Below are 22,140 nucleotides of genomic sequence, written 5' to 3'. Positions count from 1 at the left end.
CCCCATTAACAACTATGGGGTGAACATCAACATTGGCGACTATGTGCATTTTGGCGAAAAGTACCAGGGCGAAAAAGGGGTGCTGGACCTGGATTACTGGGTGCTGCGGGATAACCTTGGCAAGGCAAAGGAACAGTTCAAGCAGGTGAAGCCCATGCTGCAGGCTTTTGAGCACTGGTTTGGACCCTACCCCTTCTATGAAGATAGCTATAAGCTGGTAGAAGCCCCCTACCTGGGCATGGAGCACCAAAGCTCGGTCACCTATGGAAATGGCTACCAGAATGGGTACCGGGGCCGGGACCTGAGCATGACGGGCTGGGGACTCAAATTCGACTTCATCATTATCCATGAATCGGGCCACGAGTGGTTTGCCAACAACATCACCTACAAGGATGTGGCCGATATGTGGATCCACGAGAGCTTTACGGCCTATTCCGAAAATCTTTTCCTGGACTACCACCATGGAAAGGAAGCCAGCAGCGCCTATGTGCGGGGCACCCGCTCGGGCATCCGCAACGACAAGCCTATTATAGGCCCCTATGGGGTAAACCAGAGCGGCTCCGGGGATATGTACTACAAGGGGGCCAACATGCTGCACACCCTGCGCCAGCTGGTACAGGATGATGAGAAGTGGCGCAGCATCCTGCGGGGCCTGAACCGGGAATTCTACCACCAGACCGTTACCACTGAGCAGATCGAGGGCTACCTGAGCAAGCACATGGGGAGGGACCTTACGCCCATCTTCAACCAGTACCTGCGCTCGGTGCAAATCCCTACCCTGGAGTACCGCCTGCTGGATGGCGGCATGGCCTACCGCTGGGGCAATGCCGTAGCCGGCTTTGATATGCCCGTAAAGGTGCGCATTGGCGATACCGAGCACTGGCTGGAACCTACCACCAGCTGGAAACCCCTGCAGGGGGTGCCGGCGGGTACAGAAATTAGGGTTGATCCTGATTTTTATGTGGGATCGTTTAACCAAACGGTTGAAACCTCACTTTCTAAGTAAAGCACCTGCCTGGCCGGACTGTTACGGGCATCCGGCCCGGGCAGGTACACATTCCATTACGGTATAGACCTATGGCCACTATTTCCATTCCCCGGCTGCCTTCGCTGCTGGACAATGATTTCTATAAATTCACCATGCAGCATGGGGTGGTGAAGCTCTTTCCCCGGGCCCGGGCCCGCTACCAGTTCATCAACCGGGGCCGGCACCCCTTTCCGCCGGGCTTTGGCGATGCGCTGCGGGAGGCGGTGGCAGCCATGAGCGAGCTGCGCCTGACGGCCGAAGAAAAAAAGTGGCTGGCCGCCACCAGTCCCTACCTGGACCCAACCTACCTTGATTTTCTGCAGGGTTACAGCTACGATCCGGCCGAGGTAACGATTGAGCAGCGGGGGGAGGAGCTGCATGTATCCGTAGAAGGCTACTGGTACCGCACCATTTTATGGGAGGTGCCGCTGATGGCGCTCATCTCTGAGCTGTACTATCCCCTGAGCGGGCTGGAGCGCGTAGGCGATGAACAGGTGCAGCAGACTACCCGCCGCAAAATAGAGCAGTACAAGGGGCTGGGCGTAACCATTGCCGAATTTGGCACCCGCCGCCGGCACTCGTATCAGGTACACCAGCTGGTGGTGGGGGCGCTGAAGGGGGGCGGAGAAAAAACTTTCGTAGGGACCAGCAATGTACACCTGGCCCGCCTGCATGGGGTTAAGCCCATTGGCACCCATGCACATGAGTGGTTTATGTTCCATGCTGCCCGCTACGGCTTTAAAATGGCCAACATTCTGGGCCTGCAGCACTGGGTAGAGGTGTACCGGGGCGATCTGGGTATTGCCCTCTCGGATACCTACACCACGGAGGTGTTTCTGGAGCAGTTTGATAAGATGTTCTCCAAGCTGTTTGATGGGGTGCGGCACGATAGCGGCGATCCGGTAGCCTTTGCCGAAAAAACCATCCGCCATTACGAACGCAAGGGCATTGACCCCCTTAGCAAGACCATTATCTTTTCCGATGCCCTTAACTATGAAAAGGTAGCCCGCATTGTGGAGCACTGCCGGGGGCGCATCGGCATGTCCTTTGGTATTGGCACCAGCCTGACCAATGATGTAAGCGTACAGCCCATGAACATGGTGATCAAGATGACCGAAACCCAGCCCGATGGCGCCCAGTGGATCCCGGTAGTAAAACTATCCGACGAGCGGGGCAAATACACCGGCAGCCCGGAAATGATCGAGCTGGCCAAAAAACTCCTGCAGATTCCCTGAGCGTGTTATACCCGGGAGAGTCCCAACAGGCTTTTTAGGCGGGCGGCGGGCGAAAACTGATCGGGGAGGGGAGATAAAGCAGCTCTATCCCCTCATCTAGACATTCTATTTGTGTAACAAGCCAGACGGGGGTAGTTTTGAGCATACAATCCATCCTCAGTTAATTTTTTTACCTGCTTAATAAAAAACCTCGTGCCCATACGGGGTTTTTTGTGTGTCAGCGCTTAGGTTTCTTCCACCTCCTGCGGTTCTTCAGTAGCCGAAGGGGATAGTTTTTCCAGAAACTCCACCATGTTGTGCTCGTGCTCCAGGTTCAGCTTTTTGCGCAGGCGGTAGCGGGCGGTCTCTACCCCCCGTACCGAGATGTTCAGCAGGGGAGAGATCTCCTTGTTGGTGAGGTTCATCTTCACAAAAGCGCACAGGCGCAGATCCCGCTGGTTCAGGTCGGGGTAGAGCTCCTTCAGGGCTGTGAAAAATTCGTGGTGGATCTTCTCAAAGTTGGTATCAAAAACCTGCAGGTACTCCTCATCTGACAGGTGGTGGCTCACTTTTTTAATGATCTCCCGCAGGCCGCTTCGGGCACTTTCGTTCTTAGCCGCTTCCCGCAGGGCCCTCAGGTCCAGGATAAGCTCGGCAAACACTTCCCGTTTCTTTACCAGCAGCATGGTGTAATTGGCCAGTTCCTTGCTTTTATGGATCACATCCTCTTCCAGCAGTTCTTTTTCCTGCCGGATGTGCTCTTTTTCGGCATTCAGCTTTAGCTGCGCCAGCTCCAGCTCCAGCAATTTGCGGGCTTTTTGCTCCTCCCGGCGGGTCTTGTTGCTGGCCGCTACCAGGCGGCGGCTAATCAGGAACACCAGCAGGCCTACCAGCAGCACGGCCAGCGCGGCATAGAGGGCCCAGGCCCAGGGGGTGTTGTACCAGATGGGCAGGATCTCAAACTGGTACAGCGTTTCGCTACCGCTTACGCCCAGCAGGCTTCTGCTTCGGGCTTTGAGGGTATAGCGGCCCGGGCGCAGGTGGCTATATTCTTTATAAGGGGTCTCCTGCCAGGGAGACCAGGCCTCATCTACATGCTCCAGCTTGTAGCTGTACTGCACCCTGGCGTTGTTGTCCATGCCCGGGGCGGCAAATTCAAACCGCAGGCTGCTGGTGGTGTGGGGCAGCTGGGCATAGCCATTGGTGCTGGCGGCCAGGGGTAGCGAGTGTTCCTGCTGGCCGGACTGGTAGCGTACGCTGCTCAGCAGGGTGGATACCTGCCGGGGCTGCTGCTCATGGGGAATGGTAAACAGGTGAAGGCCGGTATTGGTACCCAACAGTACCCGCTTGCTATCAAGCGGCAAAATAGACTCCATGCTCCGGTTAAAGGTGCCTTTAAACTGAATGAACAGCTCCTTCTGCAGGCTGGGCTTTCCTTCCCGGGTTATGAAGAAGCCGGCCTCATCATCTTGCACAAACCAGGTTTTGTCACCGGCCTGCAGCAGCTTGCGGGTATTGAGGGAGGGATCTAGAATGGCATTCAGGGGAGCAAAGGGCCGGAACTGGTTTTGTGCTTCGTCATAGGCATAAATACCTTCATTGGTGGTAAACACAATCTGGTCCTCCCAGCGAAACACATTGATATTGAAGGGGGAGGGCAGGCCGTTCTGGTCTGTAAAATGTGCTACGGCACTTACCCGGCTCAGCTCCTCATCAAGCGTAATCTTAAATACCCCCTTGTAGCCATGGCATACCCAGTAGGTGCCGGGCGTATCGGAGGGCAGGATGTCGCGGATCGATTCGGCAAAGCCGGGCAGGTAGCCAAGCACCCTCCAGCCGCTGGCGGCTTCTTTTTCCAGCACGTAAAGCCCCTTGTAGGTACAGGCCAGGTAGCGGTTGTGGTGGCCGGTGGCGGGCAGCACGCGCCATACCCCTTCCAGCTCGCCAATGCGCCGGCTGCTGCCCTGCTGCACAACAAAGAGGCCGCGGTCGTGCCCCGCCAGTACTTCGCCCTGGTGCATGCGAAGCGACCATGCCTGTCCCTCAAGGCCCTGCACCTTTTGAAAGCGAAGCCGCTCCAGGGCTGAGGAAGCAGTGTTCAGAGGGGTATAAAAGACCCCCTGGTTAGTGGCCAGGTACATATGGTTGCTGTTGATCAGCACATCGTAAATAGAGGCATTATCAAAGAGCGTGCTTACGGGGGAGCTATAATCCAGGTACTCCAACCCCCTGTTCAGCAGCACCCAGAGGCTGCCCCTGCTGGTTTCGTAGAGGTTGAGCACCGTTTTGTCCTGCAGGCGCTCAAAGTGGTTTTCTTCTTCCAGCAACTGACCTGTTTCGCTCAGGGTAAGAATGCGGGAGCTAAGGGTACCCAGGTAATACAGGCCCCGGCTGGAGCGCAGGCCACTGATCACCTGATCATTGGCGCCTTCTGTAAACAGCTTCTTCCAGAGGGTTACAGACCCATTTTTGCGGTCCAGCAGGTAGAGCCTTCCACTCTGGGCCACGGCCAGCAGCTGGTGTACCTCCCGGGCGGGCAGCAGGGCTACAACAGATTCATGTTGCAGGCTCTTGGCCGAAAACAGGGTGCTGAACTTCATCTTCTCCAGATCCAGCTGCAAAATTCCCTGCTCTTTGTCCTGCACCAGCAGCTGATCATGCACCAGATACGAGTGCAGGTAAGTGCTGGTGGTGGGCAGCTCGGTGAGTCTGCTGCCGCTGATGGCCAGCAGTTTATGAAAGCTGCGGTAGATGACAGTACCCGGCAGGGCATGGATCTGCCAGAGGTTTTCCAGGTTTTTGCCGCTTAGCTGCAGGCTGTCCAGCAGGGAGTGGTAGCCATACCGTCCATGGGCATCTTTTCTGATCTGGCCCAGCTCGTTGTACCCGCCGGCCCATACCTGCCCCCGGTAGTCGGTTGTAAGGCTGCGCACCGCTGAGTTATTGGGCAGAAATACCTTGTGCCAGCGCTCACCATCGTACACCAGGGCCCCGTCATTATTCCCAAAATACATCACCCCTGCCGAATCTTCCGTTACCGCCCAAAACTGCGGATCGGCATTAAAATCCTGGCGGGTATAGTGGGTAAGAGCAGGCACCCCCTGCAGGGGTATAGCTTCTGGCAGCGGCTGAGCGGGACTGCTCCCGATGCCCAGCAGTAGCATCAGCAGGGAGAGGAGGAAGGAGCGCATGATGGATATGAGGATAGAGGCTGGGGGCATGTGCATGTAAAGACATTGGCAGGACAGGTGCCGGCTTTTTGTTTAACCATCCTGCCTGTAAAAAGGTGCCTTTTAAGTTAATCGATTGTGGTGGCATCCCCATGCATGCAGGAAAAAATGCTACACAAAAAGGAAAAGGCCTTGCTGAAAAATTGATATAAATAGTTAATAATCAACAGGTTAAATCAATTGAAGTAGTGGTGGCGTAGCGGGCATCTGGCGTGGTGTAGCAGAGGTGTAGCCCAAAATTAGGCAGACCCCTGACATGCTCCTAGCTTGTGTAGAATTCCCGCGCCTCCTGCTTCAGCTAGCAGCGCTGCCGGCCGGGCGGGATGAACAGAAGCGCTACCTAACCGATACTCTTACATGAAGCATCTGGTGTACATGCCCCCAAACCCGCTTGCCCCGCCCGGCCTGTTATGGGCAGGGCTGGCGGCAGGTAGCTGCCCGGCACAGGCCGGTATTTTTTTGGCATCGGCCTACAATCGTTTGCGCGCTCTTAAGGCGATGGCGCAGCGGCTGCTGATCCTCCAATTGACCTTACAACCAATCCTCAAATACGACTTGTAAATCCACTACGCATTAATGTTCATCTGTATGAAACGTAATTTGTACGCAACTTTTCTGCTTCTGCTGCTAACGCACTGGAGCTGGGCCCAAACGGGCACCCTCTCGGGGGTAGTCACCGACGGACAAACCGCTGAGGCACTGCCAGGGGTTAACGTTCGGGTAAAAAACACTACCCGTGGAGCTGTTACTAATTTCGATGGCCGCTACACCCTGCAGGTGAGCCCCAGTGATACACTGGTGTTTTCCTACATTGGCTATCTGAGCGAAGAAGTGGTGGTAGGCAACCGCAACACCCTTAATATGGTGATGATGCCCGACATCCAGACCCTAAGCGAAGTGATTGTGGTAGGCTACGGCACCCAGCAGAAAAAGGATATTACCGGATCTGTGGCCGTAGTAGGCACCGAAGCCTTTGATTCGCGCCCCAATACGCAGGTGGCTTCCCTGATCCAGGGCCGGGCGGCCGGTGTGCAGGTAGTATCGCCCTCGGGCAAGCCGGGTGCCGGGCTTAACATCCGCATCCGGGGTACCAACTCCATCAACACCAGCAGTGAGCCGCTTTATGTGGTGGATGGGGTGCCTACCAACGATACCCGCTCGCTTAACCCTGCCGATATCGAGAGCATCTCGATCCTGAAAGATGCTTCCTCTGCCGCCATTTACGGTGCCCAGGGCGCCAATGGGGTAGTGCTGATCACCACCAAGAGGGGTAAGGAAGAAAAACCCCGCTTTGAGTTCAGTGCCTACCGGGGCTTCTCGCAGGTCTGGAATACCCTTAAGGTGCTTAACAGTGAGCAGTACCGCGATCTGATGCAGGAACTGGGCTACAACACCAACTGGAGCCAGTTTGAAGGCAATAATACCGACTGGCAGCAGGAAGTGTTTCAGCGCGGTACCTCCCAGAACTACCAGCTCTCCCTTACCGGCAAAAGCAACAACACCTCCTATTATGTATCGGGTGGCTGGGTGCAGCAGGAAGGCGCCGTACGCAGTGCCGAAATGGAACGTTACAGCTTTAAACTCAACCTGGACCAGAAGGTGAACGACTGGTTTAGCCTGGGAACCAGCATCAACTACAGCAACTACAGCGATGTGGATGTAACCGACAACTCGGCCATTAACCAGGGCGGGGTTATTCTGGGCGTATTGTCTACCCCTGCGGTGATCGGTATCTACAACCCCGATGGCACCTTTACCAGCAACCCCTTCCAGAACTGGGAAAACCCCATTGCCAGCACCGATGCCGCTATCCGGGATTACCGCAACAACCGGGTACTGGGCAACATCTACGGCGAAGTAAGTTTCCTGGATGGCTTCAAATTCCGCAGCAACTTTGGCATAGACCAGAACGTGGCTGACTACGACTATTTTCTGGATCCCTTCCGCACCAGCTACGGGCGGGCCATGCAGGGCATAGGCCGCTACCAGACCTGGTCTACCGATTACTATATCTGGGACAATACCCTCTCCTACACCAAGCGCTGGGGCGAGCACAATTTCAATGTACTGGCTGGTACTGTAGCCCAGAAGTTCCAGTGGCAGGAGAGCTCCATGGAGCGCCGCAACTTTGCCAGCGACCAGGTAGTGACCCCAGGGGGTGGTGCCGAGCTCATCAGCGCCAACGCTACCAAGTCAGAAAAAACCAATGCTTCCTTTATCGGCCGGTTTAATTACGACTTTGCCGATCGCTACCTGTTTACGGCCAACTTCCGGGCCGATGGCTCAAGCGCCTTTGGCCCCGGCAAACGCTGGGGCTATTTCCCCTCCTTCTCTGCCGGCTGGCGCATCTCCGAAGAAGCTTTTCTGCAGGACGCAGGGGTGCTGACCGACCTGAAACTGCGCGCCGGCTGGGGTGTGGTGGGCAACGACCGCATTGGCAACTACCCCTACCAGGGCCGTGTAGGCAGCGGCGGCAACTACCCCATTGGGGGCGTGGTGATGCCCGGTACCTATCCGGCCTCTATTGAGAACGCCAACCTGAAATGGGAGGAGTCTGAGCAAACCAACATTGGGGTGGATGTGGCCGTGCTGAACAACCGGCTGATCTTTACAGCCGATGCCTACCTGCGTAATACCCGCGATCTGCTGCTGAACGCACCCCTGCCGCGCTCAACCGGTTTTGATAATGCCGTGCAGAACATTGGCCAGCTGCAGAACAAGGGGCTTGAGTTCCAGCTTACTTCCCGCAACTATACCAAGGACTTTACCTGGACCACCGATTTCAACATCTCCTTTAACCGCAATAAAGTAGTAAGCATAGTAGGGCAGGAGATCTATACGGCCAATGTAGCCGGCCGTGGCGAGGTAAGCCTGGTGCGCGAAGGCCTGCCCCTGGGCGTGTTCTATGGCTATGTGGCCGGTGGCGTAAATCCTGAAACGGGCAATATGTACTACATCGACCGCAATGGCGAAAGCACCGAAACGCCCACCGCCGCCGACCGGGTAGTGATTGGCAATGCCAATCCCGACTTCCTCTACGGCCTTACCAATACCTTTGGCTATAAGGGCTTTGGACTGAATATCTTCCTGCAGGGTTCGCAGGGCAATGATATCTTCAATGCCACCCGCATTGAGACCGAGGGCATGATCGATCCTAAGAACCAGACCATAGCCGTACTGGACCGCTGGAGACGCCCCGGCGATGAAACCGATATTCCGCGTGCCGGCGGAGGCATAGCCAACTCCCGCATCTCCACCCGCTTTGTGGAAGATGGCTCCTACCTGCGCGTAAAAGCCGCCACCCTCAGCTACGACCTGCCCCAATCGCTGGTAGGCCGGGCTAAGCTGGGCATGGTGCGCCTGTACGCCACTGGCGAAAACCTGCTCACCTTTACCAAATACTCTGGCTTTGACCCCGAGGTAAATGCCTATGGCGGCAGCAACCTTACCCAGGGGGTAGACTTTGGTACCTATCCGCAGACCCGCAACATCATCTTCGGATTAAATGTAGCCTTTTAATTCTTAGCGCCTTTCTTATGAAAACGAAACATATAGTACTGTATACACTGGGGCTTAGCCTTGCACTGGGCACCACCGCCTGTGAGGATTACCTTACGCTGGCGCCCATCTCGGAAGAGACCATCGACAATGCCTACGTAACCGGCCCGCAGCTGGAGGCCGCCCTCACCGGGGCCTACGAGACCTTCCAGTCCTCCGACTGGTATGTGTGGGATAATGTACTCTTTCAGGACGTAATGGCCGATAACCATTATGCCGGTGGGGACAATCCCGAGATCTTTGCCATTGATGCCCTGGAGGTTACCCCTACCAATAGCCGGGTATTCGGCGCCTGGTCCTCTATCTACAATGGTATTGCCAAGGCCAACCTGGTGCTGGAGCGGGCCCCCCTTATTGAAGATCCCAGCCTGAGCGAAGAGCGCCGGGCGCAGATCATGGGCGAGGCGGCCTTTCTGCGCGCCTACCATTACTACAACCTGGTGAAAATGTGGGGTGGGGTACCCCTGATGCTGGAAACCGTAAAATCGGCCGATCCGGCCGTGGTGCGCAAGCCCCGGGCCTCAGCAGATGAGGTGTATGACCAGATCATTGCCGACCTCACCTACGCCCTGGACAACCGGCTGCCCGATCGGTATGGAAGCGAGGCCAATGTAAACAAGGCCCGGGCTACCCGTGGCGCTGCCAATACCCTAATGGCCAAAGCCTATGCCCAGCGCCCTACACCCAACTGGGCCAAGGTGCTGGAGCATGCCGATGCGGTGATCAACAGCCCGGCCGGCTACCAGCTGCTGGGCAACTATGCCCACCTGTTTGATGGCGAGCACTACAACAATGCAGAATCCATTATGGAAGTGCAGTTCCTGGGCGCCAACGAAGGCAACTGGGCACCCCAGATGCACCTGCCGCCCTCCATCAGCGGAGATACCTGGCGCAAGTTTGTTACCCCCTCGCATGACCTGATTGATGCCTTTGATGAAGAGGGCGATGCTATCCGCAAGAATGCTACCGTGCTGTTTGAGCAGGCCCCCTGGGCCGATGAGTACTGGGGCAATGCGGTGGGCAGCGAGATCCCCTTTGCCTATAAGTGGAAGAATGCCAGCGGCTGGGCCAGTGCCGACCGTCAGTACATCTTCCGCCTGGCGGATGTAATTCTGCTGAAGGCCGAAGCACTCAATGAGCTGAACCGTCCGCAGGATGCCGCCACCGAGGTGAACCGCATTCGCCGCCGGGTAGAGCTTGAGAATGTGCCGCAGGCAGTGGCCAGCTCACAAGCAGCCATGCGGGAAGTGATCCTGAACGAGCGCCGCCTGGAGCTGGCGCAGGAAGCCCAGCGCTGGGATGATCTGCGCCGCTATGGCGTAGCCCTTGAGGTGATGAACAGCCTGGAGGAGATAGACCTGCGTACCGGCAATGCGGTAAACTACAATGCAACGGCCAGCGACCTGCTGCTGCCCATTCCGCAACAGGAGATCAACCGTAACCCCCTGCTGGAGCCAAATCCATAACAGCTGCAAGCGCCTGCAGGCTACACGCCTGAGCAGGGGGGGTATAGCCCCCTTGCCCGGGGCTGGCGCTTCAAGACCTGTGGTACGCATTTCTCTAGTTAAAACATGTTTTGCAAAAACTTCAGTATGAAAAAGATACACCTGTTTACCTGCCTGCTGATCATGCTCTCTGTAGTCTGGTCGTGCGAAGAAAAGGATAATCTGGACCCCATTGGCAACTGGGACCTTAGTATGGCGCAGCCCACCAGCCCTGCGGCCAATGCCGTGCTGGTGCTGGATGAAGATAACCCAACAGCCCCCCTGCGTTTTGAGTGGGGCCCTGCCACCTCCAGCAAAAACTACGGCATACGCTACTCCCTGGTACTGGTAGAGGCCGGCAGCGCCGACCTGAGTGCGCCCATCTACAGGGTTTCCTCTGGCACCAATGGCCGGGACCTGTTTGCGACCCCTACTGCCCGCCAGATCGATCAGGCGCTTTCTATCGCCGGCTACGAGGCCGGCTCTACCGTAGACCTGCAGTGGGGAGTAGTGGCCCGCTCGCTCGATAAGGAAACGGTAAGCTTTCAGCCGATCTCCATTACCCGCTTCCTGACCGAATCGGCCCCGCTGGACCTGTACCTGTCCGGCCCGGCTACTGAACAGGGTAGTACCCTTGCCAATGCCATCCCCATGAAGGCCTTTACGGACCCGGACGGCAATCCCACCAGCGTATTTGAGGTGTATACTTCGCTAAAAGCTGGTGAAACCTTTCATTTCTACAGCCAGCCCTCCGAGCAATCGCTGCAATATGGCGGCACAAACGGCCAGCTGCAGAAAGACGGTGCAGGTATTACTGCCCCTGCAGCCGGTACCTATCGCATTACAGTAGATTTCAATACCAACACCTACAACCTGCTGAAGATAGACAAATGGAGCGTAGTAGGGGGCAACATCCAGGGCGGCTGGGGTGGCGATGCGCCCCTGCAGTACCAGGGCAATGGGGTTTGGAAAGGCACAGTAGACCTCACAGAACCCAGCGGCTTTGTGTTCCGCGCCAATGGCGACTGGGCCTATCTGCTCAAGCGCATTAAGGGCACTACTAACCAGCTGGTGATGGAATCGCAGGCCGGTACGCAGGGTATACAGTTTGAAGATATCCCTTCTACAGGCGTTGGGCCGCATGTGTTTACCCTTACTCTCTCAGGCGATGAATATACCTATTCCATCGAGGAATATACCGGAGGCGGCGGACCTGCCGAAACCCCCGAGCAGCTTTTCCTGCTGGCGGGTGGTGAGGTAGTGGCCGAGCTGACCAAAAATGGCGACCGCTTTACCAGCGGCCGGCACCTGGCGCTGCAGGCCGGCCAAAGCTATAGCCTGAATTCGGCCAGCGACGGCAGCGGCACCTCCTATGCCCTGGAGGGAAGCCTGGGCCAGACCGATACCCCAAATGCCGATAAGGTTGAGGGAAGCCTGCCCTTTGGTACCGGCAGCGGGGCCATGGCCGTAGCCCGGGATCAGGCCTACCGGCTAACGGTAGATTTTGCCAGTGAGTCCGTTAGCTGGATGTACTACAACATCAAGCTCTTTCACTGGGATGAAGTGGGCGGAGGCTGGGATGGACGCAGCGAGCTGCTCATGACCTACGAGCACCCCTATACCTTTCGGCTGAGTGGGGCACAGCTCACCGCCGGCTACCACTCCAAGTTCTTCTCTCCCTGGGATGTACAGTTTGGGGCCGATAGCCCCACCGCTCTCAGCGGCACCATGACCAACGGTGGCGACAACATTACCAACATCACCGAAAGCGGCTTATACGATGTAACCATAGAAGTAGCCAATGATTACAGCATCGGCACCTATGAATTTGTGAAACAGTAACGGGCTGCCCGGCGAGCCCCTGGCCTGACTGGTTATGGTTGGGCAGCAGGACCAAGGGGCTCTCCGGCAGACGTTACCAAACAACTGCAGGCTTAAGGGACCTAGCCACCCCATTTTCAGCACGGAGGGGTCACTACCAGGAGGGAGCATAAAGCCACCGCCTGGCCGGGCCACACCTGCCTTACACCTATGTTAATGATCATGTTAGCAACTACAAAATACTCCCTGACTTCAGCGCTGCTGGTAGCAGGTGCACTGCTCTGGGGCAGCAGCTGCCAGGACAAAGGCATTGTACAGGATTACGAGAACCAGGGGCCGCCCAAGTCATCCCAGATCCAGGTATGGCTAAGCACCCCCGATAAATCGGCCCTCTTTGCCCGCCAGACCACCCGGCCGGCCACCAGTACCGCCGGCAGCACACATCCTACCATTACGGTCGATACGGCCGAGCTCTTTCAGGAGATCGATGGCTTTGGCTATACCCTCACCGGGGGTAGTACCCTGCACCTGAGCCGCATGAGCCCCGGGGCCCGTGCCAGTATTCTGCAGGAGCTGTTTGGCACCGACGATACCAACATTGGGGTAAGCTACCTGCGCATCAGCATTGGCGCTTCTGATCTGGACGAGCGCCCCTTTTCTTACCTGGATCTGCCCGCAGGCCAGACCGACCCGCAGCTTTCCGGCTTCAGCCTGGATCCGGACCGGCAGCACCTGATCCCGGTCCTGAAGGAGATTCTGGCCATAAACCCCGATCTCCTGATCATGGGCTCGCCCTGGTCGCCCCCAGCCTGGATGAAAGACAATGGCGATACCCGGGGCGGCAGTCTTAAGCCCGAGTTTTACGATGCCTACGCCCGCTACTTTGTCAAGTACATACAGGGCATGGCGGAGGAGGGCATTCGCATCGATGCCATTACGGTACAAAATGAACCCCTGCACCCCGGCAATAACCCCAGCCTGCTGATGCTGGCCCCGCAACAGGCCGATTTCATCAAAAACCATCTGGGGCCTGCCTTTCAGGCCGCTGCACTGGACACCAAGATCATCATCTACGACCATAATGCCGACCGGCCTGATTATCCCATCAGCATCCTGAATGATCCGCAGGCCAAGCAATACATTGATGGCTCGGCCTTTCACCTCTACGGGGGCGATATCAGTGCGCTCTCACAGGTGCACCAGGCTCATCCCGATAAGCGCATCTACTTTACCGAGCAGTGGATTGGCGCCCCCGGTGATTTTCCGGCCGACCTGGCCTGGCACACCCGGGAACTGATCATAGGCGCTACCCGCAACTGGAGCCGCACCGTGCTGGAGTGGAACCTGGCCGCTGATCCCAACCACCAGCCGCATACCGACCGTGGGGGCTGCACCAGCTGCCTGGGGGCCATTACCATTGCCGGCAACTCGGTAACCCGCAACCCGGCCTATTACATCATTGCCCATGCCAGCAAGTTTGTACGCCCCGGTTCGGTGCGCATAAGCAGCAACATGCTGGCCGGACTGCCCAATGTAGCCTTTAAAGCCCCCAATGGCGATAAGGTACTGATTGTGCTAAACGATACCCAATCCAGCCAAACCTTTAGCATTGCCCTGGGGCAAGGAGAGAAAGTAGATGCCACGCTACCAGCCGGGGCAGTGGCTACCTATGTATGGCCCTGAACCCTGGCGGAAAGGCGCTCGGAGCTGCGCTTCTGGCCTGCCTTTTCCCTGTAGGCAAGGATGTAAAAAGCTGATGGTAAAGAAGATATCTGTAGTTGATGTAGTATTGATGTAGCAAACTGGCAGGCTGATGTAGTAGTGTTGTATGGCCTGAGTAGGATACTCCCGCTGCCCTTGCTAGCTTGCTCAAGAACCAATTAGTAGTCATGAAAGCACCTAAAACATATGTAAAGCACCTGGTCCTGGCCCTGTTGCTGGTAGCGGTAACGCTGCCGTCTGTAGAGGCCCAGCGCCGCAGCAGCACCAAAAAAGCGGCTGCAGCTACCTATACCCCCCTGTCAGAAGCGGAGATCGCCAAACGGGTAGAGGCCCTGCTGGCCCAGATGACGCTGGAAGAGAAGGTGGGGCAGATGGCCCAGATCACCCTGGATGTGATCGGCAAAGGCGATAACCGCTACAGCAGCCACGAGCCCCTGAGCCTGGATCCCACCGAGATGCGTAAGGCCCTGGTGGAGTACCACATTGGCTCGGTACTGAATACGGCCAACAACCGGGCCCGCACGCCCCAGGTCTGGTATCAGCTCATTGGCCAGATCCAGGATGTGGCCATGAAACAAACCCGGCTCAAGATCCCCATTCTTTATGGAGTGGATGAGATCCACGGGGCCACCTATACCGTTGGGGCCACCCTCTTTCCCCAGCAGATTGGCCAGGCGGCCAGCCGCAACCGGGAGCTGGTACGCCGCGGCGCCGAGATCACGGCCTACGAAACCCGGGCCAGCTCCATTCCCTGGAACTTCTCTCCGGTGCTGGACCTGGGCGCCGATCCCCGCTCACCCCGCCACTGGGAAACCTTTGGCGAAGATCCCTATATCATCTCCGAGCTTGGCAAAGAAATGATCCGGGGCTATGAAGGGGAGCAGAATCAAGTGGGTCATCCCGAAAAGGTAGCCTCCAGCCTCAAGCACTTCCTGGGCTACCAGGTGCCCGTATCGGGCAAGGACCGCACCCCTGCCTACATCTCCGACGAAGCCCTGCGGGAGTATCACCTGCCCCCCTTTAGAGCGGCTGTTGAGGCTGGGGCCCATACGCTTATGGTCAATTCGGCCATTATCAACGGGGTACCCATGCACACCAATCATGCACTCCTTACCGGCCTGCTAAAAGAAGAGCTGGGCTTTAAGGGCCTGGTAGTGACCGACTGGCAGGATATCGAATTCCTGCACACCCGGGACAGGGTAGCTGCTACCCACAAGGAGGCCATCATGCTGGCCATCAATGCAGGGATTGATATGTCCATGATCCCTTACCAGTACGAAACCTTCTGCAACGGCCTGGTAGAGCTGGTGAAGGAAGGAAAGGTTAAGCAGGAACGCATAGACGATGCCGTGCGCCGCATCCTTCGGGTAAAATATGCGCTCAACCTGTTTGAGCGGCCTGTCACCAACCCAAAAGACTATCCCCAGTTTGGCAGCAAGGCCTTTGAGCAGGCTTCATACCAGATGGCGGCTGAGTCCATTACCCTGCTGAAGAACGAAGGGGGTATCCTGCCACTGAGCAAAGGCACCAACGTGCTGGTAACCGGCCCCAATGCCAACTCTATGCGCACCCTCAATGGCGCCTGGAGCTACAGCTGGCAGGGCGAGAAGGTGGAAGAATTTGCCGGAAAAAACAACACCATTCTGGAAGCCATCCAGAAAGAGATTGGTGCCCAGCATGTGCAGTATGTACCCGGTGTTAGCTACAATATGGAGGGCAAGTACTGGGAAGAGGCCGCCGACCGCATGGACGAGGCCGTAGCGGCTGCCCAGGGGGTGGATGTGATCATTCTGGCCCTGGGCGAAAACAGCTATACCGAAAAGCCCGGCGATTTGCATGACCTCTACCTCACCGAGCAGCAGACCGAACTGGCCAGGCGCCTGGCCGCTACCGGCAAGCCGGTGGTGCTGGTGCTGAATGAGGGCCGCCCGCGCCTGCTAAGCCGCTTTGAGCAGCAGATGCAGGCCGTGGTGCAGATCTACCTGCCGGGCAACTTCGGGGGCGATGCCCTGGCCGATGTGCTCTTTGGCGATGTAAATCCCTCGGGCAAACTTCCGTATACCTATCCGCGCTTCCCCAACTCCCTGCTTACCTACATCCACAAACCCAGCGAGGAGCAAAAAGGGCAGGAGGGTGCCTACAATTACGAGGCTGATTTTAACCCCCAGTGGGCTTTTGGCCACGGGCTTAGCTACACTACCTTTGCCTACAGCAAGCTGAGCCTGAGCAAGGAAGAGCTGCCCTGGGGCGAGCAGTTGACCGTATCCATTACCGTTACCAACACCGGCCAGCGCGAGGGCAAAGAAGTGGTGCAGCTGTTTACCTCCGATCTGTATGCCAGCGGCATTACGCCGGACGTAAAACGCCTGCGGCGCTTCGAGAAAATCCTGTTGAAACCTGGCGAAAGCAAAACCCTGAGCTTTACCCTCAATCCGCAGCAGGACCTGAGCTTTACCAATAGCCAGGGCAAGCCGGTGGTAGAAGCCGGCGAGTTTGAGGTTCTGATCGGCGATCAGAAAAAACGCTTCCGCCTGCTTGAAAACGGGGGTGCCAACTAAGGCTTGACCAGATGAAAATCCTCATTTTTTCAACTAGTGGTTAGGAGTGCAGGCTGATAGGGCCTGCACTTTTTTTATAGATCAGCAGCATTCCTGCCAGCTGATGAAGTGAGCCTTCGGGATAACTAGTATATTAACACATTCTACAGCCTCCTTATGAAAACAGCAATACCCCTCTTCTTCAGCCACCTGCTCTGCTTGCTCCTGCTTCCCCTTGTGCAGGCCTACAGCCAGGGCTTTTTGCATACCCAGGGTGATAAGATCGTAAACGAACGGGGCGAAGAAGTGCTGCTGCGGGGCATGGGGCTGGGCGGCTGGATGCTGCAGGAAGGCTATATGCTGCAGCTGGGCGGCATTGCCGGTCCGCAGCACCAGATACGGGCCAAAATAGAAGAGCTGATCGGGCCCGAGAAAACAAACGACTTCTACAGCGCCTGGCTGGCCAACCACACCCGCCGCATCGATGTAGACTCTATGGCCGCCTGGGGCTTTAACAGTGTGCGCCTGGCCATGCATTACAAGCTCTTTACACCCCCTATTAAAGAGGAGCCCGTTAAGGGAGAAATTACCTGGCGGGAAGAAGGATTTGCCCTTACCGACAGCCTGCTGGCCTGGTGCACCGCCAACCGCATGTACCTGATCCTGGACCTGCATGCCGCCCCCGGCGGGCAGGGGCACGATGCCGCCATCTCCGACTACGACGAAGGCAAACCATCCCTTTGGGAAAGTCCCGAAAACCAGCGCAAAACCATCGCCCTCTGGCGGCGCCTGGCCGAGCGCTACAAGGACGAGCCCTGGATCGGCGGTTATGACATCATCAACGAGCCCAACTGGGGCTTTCAGAATCCTGAGGATCGCAATGGCTGCAACGAAAAAGGAAACGAACCTCTGAAAAAGCTGCTGGTAGAGATCACACAAGCCATCCGGGAGGTAGACCAGAACCACATCATCATGATCGAGGGCAACTGCTGGGGCAACAACTACAGCAACATGCTGCCCCCCTGGGACGATAACATGGTCATCTCCTTTCACAAATACTGGAATTATAACACCCAGGAGGCCATTCAGGGCATGCTGGATACCCGCCAGACCTATAATGTGCCCATCTGGCTGGGCGAAACCGGCGAAAACTCCAACCACTGGTTTACCGAGGCCATTGAGCTTTTTGAGCAGAACCGCATGGGCTGGGCCTGGTGGCCGCTGAAAAAGCTGGGCTTCAACAACCCCCTGGAGATTGAGCTAAATGAGGGCTACCGGCAGTTGCTGGCCTACTGGAGGGGGGAAGCGCCCCGGCCTACGGAAAAAGAAGCCTACAACGCCCTGATGCAGCTGGCCGAGGCCACCAAACTGGAAAACTGTATCTACCACAAAGGGGTGATCGATGCCATGTTCCGGCAGGTGCACTCGGCCGAGGCGCTACCCTTTAAAGAGCACCGCATACAGCCCGGCAGCCACATTGATGCGGTAGACTATGACATGGGCAAGCAGGGCATTGCTTACTGGGATACTGATGCGGCCAACTACTACATCTCTACCGGCGGCGAGCGCCAACCCTGGAACCGGGGCCGCCACTACCGCAACGATGGGGTAGACATTGCGTTGAATGAGGACGGCAAAGGCTACCATGTGGCCTGGATCGAAACAGGGGAGTGGCTGCAGTATACGGTAACGGTAGACAAGCCCGCCACCTACCGGCTAGCCATCAGGGTGGGGACAGAAAACCCGGGGGGCAAACTGCAGCTTCTGGTAAACGACCGCCCCCATGGTTCTGCCCGGGAGATCCCGGTCCCGGCCGGACCGCAGCAGGTAGGGGCGGTGGTCTATACTGCACTGCCTCTGCCGGCGGGCACTCACCGCCTGCGGCTGGTGGCTGAGCAGGGTGGTTTTACCCTCCATTCCCTGCAGTTCCTTGCCAGTAAACTACCCCCACCCAGCCCGCCAAAAAAGCGCAAAAAAGGAGCAGCCAACTAGCCCGGCAGGCGTGGTGCCCCGACTGAGGCTGGGCAAGCTACACACGCTTCGGGTTACAACGTAGCTTTTTTAACCTGTCGTGGCACCACTACCTGTTCGGCAGTATTCCCCAACGTAGGCTGGGCCAGCGTAGCCGGTTCCCTGTTGCTGCTCCAGCAGGCCATCCCTCAAAACCCAGCTGCCTGCCTCCCGCCAGCGTAGCAGGGTGCCACATTCTTCTGAAGATTACCCTCCTGTAAACCATCACCCCCCTATCTTTGTCAATACCCATATGAAAGCACTCCTGCTCATCGATATCCAAAGCGATTTTATTCCCGGCGGCGCCCTGGCCGTAGCCGGGGGAGACCAGATTATAGCCCTTACCAACCAGCTGCAGCCCCTGTTTGAGCTGGTGCTGGCTACCCAGGACTGGCACCCAGCCTCCCATAAGAGCTTTGCCTCCAACCACCCCGGCCGCCAGCCTTTTGAAACCACACAGCTGCAAGGCCTGGAACAGGTGCTCTGGCCCGACCACTGCATTCAGGGCTCGGCCGGCGCCGAATTTTCCCCCCAGCTGGACATGCAGCGGGTAGAAGCTATTTTCCGCAAGGGAACCGATCCGGAAATAGACAGCTACAGCGGTTTTTACGACAACGGCCACCTGAAAAGTACCGGCCTGGCCGGCTACCTGCGGGAACGGGGGGTGCAGCAGCTGTACCTGGCCGGTCTGGCCGGCGACTACTGTGTGTATTTTACCGCCAAGGATGCCCTGGAGCTGGGTTTTGAGGTAGTGGTGATCGAAGATGCTACCCGGGCCATCGATGCCGAAGGGTTTGGAAGGGCCAAAGCCGATCTGCTGCAGGGGGGTGCGCAGCTGGTCCTGAGCCGGGACCTGCTGCAGCAGGCACAGTAGGTTTTTAGCCGGGCTTGCCTACCTTTGTGCTCAGTTTTACCAAACAGCAAGCTACGTGCAAAAGTGTGTTTTCCTGGACCGGGATGGGGTAATCAATAAAGATTATGTGGATTATGTGTACTCGGCCGATAAGCTGGAGCTCCTGCCAGGTGTGGAAGAAGCCCTGCAGGCCCTGAAGCAGGCCGGTTTTCTGCTTATCGTTATCACCAACCAGTCGGGCATAGCCAAGGGCATCTATACACGGGAGCAGATGCACGAGACCCACCGGCTCATACAGCAGGCCCTGGGCGGCACCATCGACCATTTTTACTATGCCCCCTGGCACCCCAGCGTTAGCAATTGCCTTACCCGCAAGCCAGGCTCACTGCTGTTTGAGCGCGCCATTGCCCGCTACAAGGTGGATGCAGGGCAGTCCTGGATGGTGGGCGACAAAGACCGGGACCTGATACCCGCCAAAAAGGTAGGCCTTAAAACCATTCAGGTAGAGCATGCCGATAGCCCCCGGGCCGATCATAAAGTGGCCGATCTGCGGGCCTGCCTGCCCCTTATTTTAGATGAAAGTAGGGGGTAGGCGTGCAAATTGCGGGGCGGGCTGCCTGTCATTTCCCGGAAATTTGTAATTTGCCAGCTGTTCGGGCAGCCATTCCACACGGTTACCTGTTGTCCTTCAAGAAATACTACTAAAACGAATACACGACCATGGCCTATAATCTGCTAAAAGGAAAAAGAGGAATCATCTCTGGTGCACTGGACGAGAACTCCATTGCCTGGAAAACTGCCCTGAAGTGCCACGAAGAAGGTGCTCAGTTTGTGCTCACCAATGCTCCCGTAGCCATGCGCATGGGCAAGATCAATGAGCTGGCTGAGCAGTGCGGCGCCCAGGTGATCCCCGCCGATGCTACCTCGCTGGAAGACCTGGAAAACCTCTTTACCAAATCGCAGGAGATCCTGGGCGGCAAGCTCGATTTTGTGCTGCACTCCATAGGCATGAGCCCCAATGTGCGCAAAGGCAAGCACTATACCGACCTCAACTACGACTGGTACCTGAAGTCGATCGATATTTCGGCCCTGTCGTTCCATAAAATGCTGCAGACAGCCGATAAGCTGGATGCCATGAATGAGTGGGGCAGCATTGTTGCCCTGAGCTACATTGCCGCCCAGCGCACCTTCCCCGACTATAGCGACATGGCCCAGGCCAAAGCCGTACTGGAAAGCATAGCCCGCAGCTATGGCTACTTCTTTGCCAAAAAGAACAAGGTGCGGGTAAATACCATCTCGCAGAGCCCCACCAAAACCACGGCCGGCACAGGCGTAGGCGGTTTTGATGTGTTCTTTGACTATGCCGATAAAATGTCGCCCCTGGGCAATGCCTCAGCCGAAGATTGCGCCAACTATATCACCGTCATGTTCTCCGACTTTACCCGCATGGTCACCATGCAGAACCTGATGCACGACGGCGGCTTTAGCAGCAGCGGCATCACCGACGAACTGGTACAGGAGCTTTCCAGGGGGAAATAATACCCTACTCACTAGTAAGACTTAGGACTACAAAAGGAAGGTGCTGCGGCATCTTCCTTTTTTTGGTTGTACCCTAAGGGCTGATCCAAAGCAAATAAGGTTTCTAAATTCTGCTTTTTACCTTTACTTCGTATTCACTACCCAATATGCTAAGATGATCCTTTTCCCCAATGCCAAAATTAACCTCGGCCTACAGATCGTAGCCAAACGCTCCGACGGGTACCACAACCTGCAAACCGGCATGTACCCTATTGGCTGGCAGGATGTACTGGAGGTAGTGGAGGCCGATCCCAAAAAGCAGCGAAAGGGATCATTTGTCCTTTCAGGGATGGAAATTCCCGGCGCGGAAAAAGACAATCTGGTGCTGAGGGCCTACGAGCTGCTGCGAAAGGACTATGATCTGCCCCCGGTGGCGGTGCAGCTGCACAAGCTCATCCCTACCGGTGCGGGCCTGGGTGGCGGATCGGCCGATGCGGCCTTTATGCTGAAGGCGGTCAATGAGCTGTTTCAGCTCTTTCTGGATGAGAGTATTTTGGAGGACTATGCCGGCCGCCTGGGCAGCGATTGCCCCTTTTTTATCCGCAACAGCCCTGCCATTGCCCTGGAGCGTGGCGATGTGCTTGCGCCCCTTTCGCTTGATCTGTCGGCCTACCATCTGGTAGTGGTAAAGCCCCCGGTGCATGTGGCAACGGCCGAGGCTTATGCCGGCGTGCGTCCTAAAACTCCCGATCAACCGCTGAACGAAATCCTGAACCTGCCGGTAGACGACTGGAAGGGGCGGCTGCACAACGATTTTGAAGATAGTATTTTTCCAAAATATCCACAGATAGCCGAGCTTAAAGAGCGGCTCTATGCCGCAGGCGCCCTGTACGCCAGCATGAGCGGCAGTGGCGCAGCGGTCTATGGGCTCTTTACGGAAGCCCCCGCCGACCTGCACTTTCCTCAGGAGTACCAGCATTGGCAGGGAAGGGGCTAATCTCAGTTTTGTCGTATTGCTGATGGCATCCGGTGCCTGGCAGGGGGTGTGCTCCTGTTTTTAGTACATACGGCAAAGGGTTGTGGCATCTATTTGCCTGCTGCTAGAACAAAATTCTGCCAAATCCAGTATAAGGTTCTACTTAGGAGAACTTCACGTCACTTCTTTT

The 22,140-nt window shown here is 56.7% G+C and carries 14 protein-coding genes and 1 pseudogene; 14 read left to right on the top strand and 1 reads right to left on the bottom strand.

What is annotated here, in order from left to right:
- Together ADICEAN_RS08245 and pncB are read left to right on the top strand one after the other, a co-directional pair.
- Positions 1–1,006, top strand: a 1,006-nt coding sequence (locus ADICEAN_RS08245) for a M1 family metallopeptidase (protein WP_040396556.1), incomplete at its 5' end; no start/stop codon positions are given.
- 71 nt (positions 1,007–1,077) lie between these two features.
- Complete coding sequence (pncB, locus tag ADICEAN_RS08240) at positions 1,078–2,262, top strand: nicotinate phosphoribosyltransferase (RefSeq protein ID WP_009195112.1); 1,185 nt, start codon at positions 1,078–1,080, stop codon at positions 2,260–2,262.
- Between the two features lie 224 nt (positions 2,263–2,486).
- Here the strand turns inward: pncB and ADICEAN_RS08235 are convergent, their stop codons facing one another.
- On the bottom strand, positions 2,487–5,432 hold the full coding sequence (locus ADICEAN_RS08235; protein WP_161622674.1) for a triple tyrosine motif-containing protein: 2,946 nt from the start codon (positions 5,430–5,432) through the stop codon (positions 2,487–2,489).
- Between the two features lie 396 nt (positions 5,433–5,828).
- On the opposite strand from ADICEAN_RS08235, the gene ADICEAN_RS08230 reads away from it, so the two are divergent.
- From ADICEAN_RS08230 to ispE, 12 genes and pseudogenes are all read left to right on the top strand, one after another.
- Entirely contained in the window at positions 5,829–6,032 is a 204-nt protein-coding gene (locus ADICEAN_RS08230; RefSeq protein ID WP_040396555.1) for a hypothetical protein, read from the top strand.
- A 27-nt stretch (positions 6,033–6,059) separates the two neighbouring features.
- A complete protein-coding gene (locus ADICEAN_RS08225; RefSeq protein WP_009195109.1) occupies positions 6,060–8,990 on the top strand; it encodes a SusC/RagA family TonB-linked outer membrane protein in 2,931 nt (976 codons plus the stop codon).
- Positions 8,991–9,007: 17 nt separating this feature from the next.
- Positions 9,008–9,685 (top strand): annotated as a pseudogene (locus ADICEAN_RS23875) (RagB/SusD family nutrient uptake outer membrane protein); the annotation flags it as partial.
- On the top strand, positions 9,683–10,495 hold the full coding sequence (locus ADICEAN_RS23870; protein WP_394330748.1) for a RagB/SusD family nutrient uptake outer membrane protein: 813 nt from the start codon (positions 9,683–9,685) through the stop codon (positions 10,493–10,495). The pseudogene ADICEAN_RS23875 and the gene ADICEAN_RS23870, both read left to right, overlap by 3 nt.
- Before the next feature lie 126 nt (positions 10,496–10,621).
- Complete coding sequence (locus ADICEAN_RS08215; RefSeq protein ID WP_009195107.1) at positions 10,622–12,355, top strand: SusE domain-containing protein; 1,734 nt, start codon at positions 10,622–10,624, stop codon at positions 12,353–12,355.
- Positions 12,356–12,556: 201 nt separating this feature from the next.
- Complete coding sequence (locus tag ADICEAN_RS08210) at positions 12,557–14,017, top strand: glycoside hydrolase family 30 protein (protein ID WP_051068822.1); 1,461 nt, start codon at positions 12,557–12,559, stop codon at positions 14,015–14,017.
- 206 nt (positions 14,018–14,223) lie between these two features.
- Positions 14,224–16,614: a glycoside hydrolase family 3 N-terminal domain-containing protein gene (locus ADICEAN_RS08205; protein ID WP_009195105.1), complete on the top strand. Its 2,391-nt coding sequence runs from the start codon at positions 14,224–14,226 to the stop codon at positions 16,612–16,614.
- Between the two features lie 375 nt (positions 16,615–16,989).
- The gene (locus ADICEAN_RS08200; RefSeq protein ID WP_394330747.1) at positions 16,990–18,585 is read left to right on the top strand and encodes a cellulase family glycosylhydrolase; all 1,596 of its coding nucleotides are present in this window, start codon (positions 16,990–16,992) and stop codon (positions 18,583–18,585) included.
- A 271-nt stretch (positions 18,586–18,856) separates the two neighbouring features.
- Positions 18,857–19,477, top strand: coding sequence for a bifunctional nicotinamidase/pyrazinamidase (gene pncA / locus ADICEAN_RS08195; RefSeq protein ID WP_009195103.1), 621 nt, complete (start codon positions 18,857–18,859; stop codon positions 19,475–19,477).
- Between the two features lie 55 nt (positions 19,478–19,532).
- A complete protein-coding gene (locus ADICEAN_RS08190; RefSeq protein ID WP_009195102.1) occupies positions 19,533–20,048 on the top strand; it encodes a D-glycero-alpha-D-manno-heptose-1,7-bisphosphate 7-phosphatase in 516 nt (171 codons plus the stop codon).
- A gap of 128 nt (positions 20,049–20,176) precedes the next feature.
- A complete protein-coding gene (locus ADICEAN_RS08185; protein ID WP_009195101.1) occupies positions 20,177–20,995 on the top strand; it encodes an enoyl-ACP reductase FabI in 819 nt (272 codons plus the stop codon).
- 154 nt (positions 20,996–21,149) lie between these two features.
- A complete protein-coding gene (gene ispE, locus ADICEAN_RS08180; RefSeq protein WP_009195100.1) occupies positions 21,150–21,971 on the top strand; it encodes a 4-(cytidine 5'-diphospho)-2-C-methyl-D-erythritol kinase in 822 nt (273 codons plus the stop codon).
- The last annotated feature ends 169 nt before the right edge of the window (positions 21,972–22,140 follow it).

It is taken from the genome of Cesiribacter andamanensis AMV16 (assembly GCF_000348925.1).
Lineage (GTDB): Bacteria > Bacteroidota > Bacteroidia > Cytophagales > Cyclobacteriaceae > Cesiribacter > Cesiribacter andamanensis.
This window is presented reverse-complemented; position numbering and strand designations above follow the sequence as displayed.

Excerpts from the sequence above, each read along its gene's own strand:
- pncB (WP_009195112.1), top strand. The coding sequence starts at position 1,078 with ATGGCCACTATTTCCATTCCCCGGCTGCCTTCGCTGCTGGACAATGAT.
- ADICEAN_RS08235 (WP_161622674.1), bottom strand. The coding sequence starts at position 5,432 with ATGCGCTCCTTCCTCCTCTCCCTGCTGATGCTACTGCTGGGCATCGGG.
- ADICEAN_RS08230 (WP_040396555.1), top strand. The coding sequence starts at position 5,829 with ATGAAGCATCTGGTGTACATGCCCCCAAACCCGCTTGCCCCGCCCGGC.
- ADICEAN_RS08225 (WP_009195109.1), top strand. The coding sequence starts at position 6,060 with ATGAAACGTAATTTGTACGCAACTTTTCTGCTTCTGCTGCTAACGCAC.
- ADICEAN_RS23870 (WP_394330748.1), top strand. The coding sequence starts at position 9,683 with ATGGCCAAAGCCTATGCCCAGCGCCCTACACCCAACTGGGCCAAGGTG.
- ADICEAN_RS08215 (WP_009195107.1), top strand. The coding sequence starts at position 10,622 with ATGAAAAAGATACACCTGTTTACCTGCCTGCTGATCATGCTCTCTGTA.
- ADICEAN_RS08210 (WP_051068822.1), top strand. The coding sequence starts at position 12,557 with ATGTTAGCAACTACAAAATACTCCCTGACTTCAGCGCTGCTGGTAGCA.
- ADICEAN_RS08205 (WP_009195105.1), top strand. The coding sequence starts at position 14,224 with ATGAAAGCACCTAAAACATATGTAAAGCACCTGGTCCTGGCCCTGTTG.
- pncA (WP_009195103.1), top strand. The coding sequence starts at position 18,857 with ATGAAAGCACTCCTGCTCATCGATATCCAAAGCGATTTTATTCCCGGC.
- ADICEAN_RS08185 (WP_009195101.1), top strand. The coding sequence starts at position 20,177 with ATGGCCTATAATCTGCTAAAAGGAAAAAGAGGAATCATCTCTGGTGCA.
- ispE (WP_009195100.1), top strand. The coding sequence starts at position 21,150 with ATGATCCTTTTCCCCAATGCCAAAATTAACCTCGGCCTACAGATCGTA.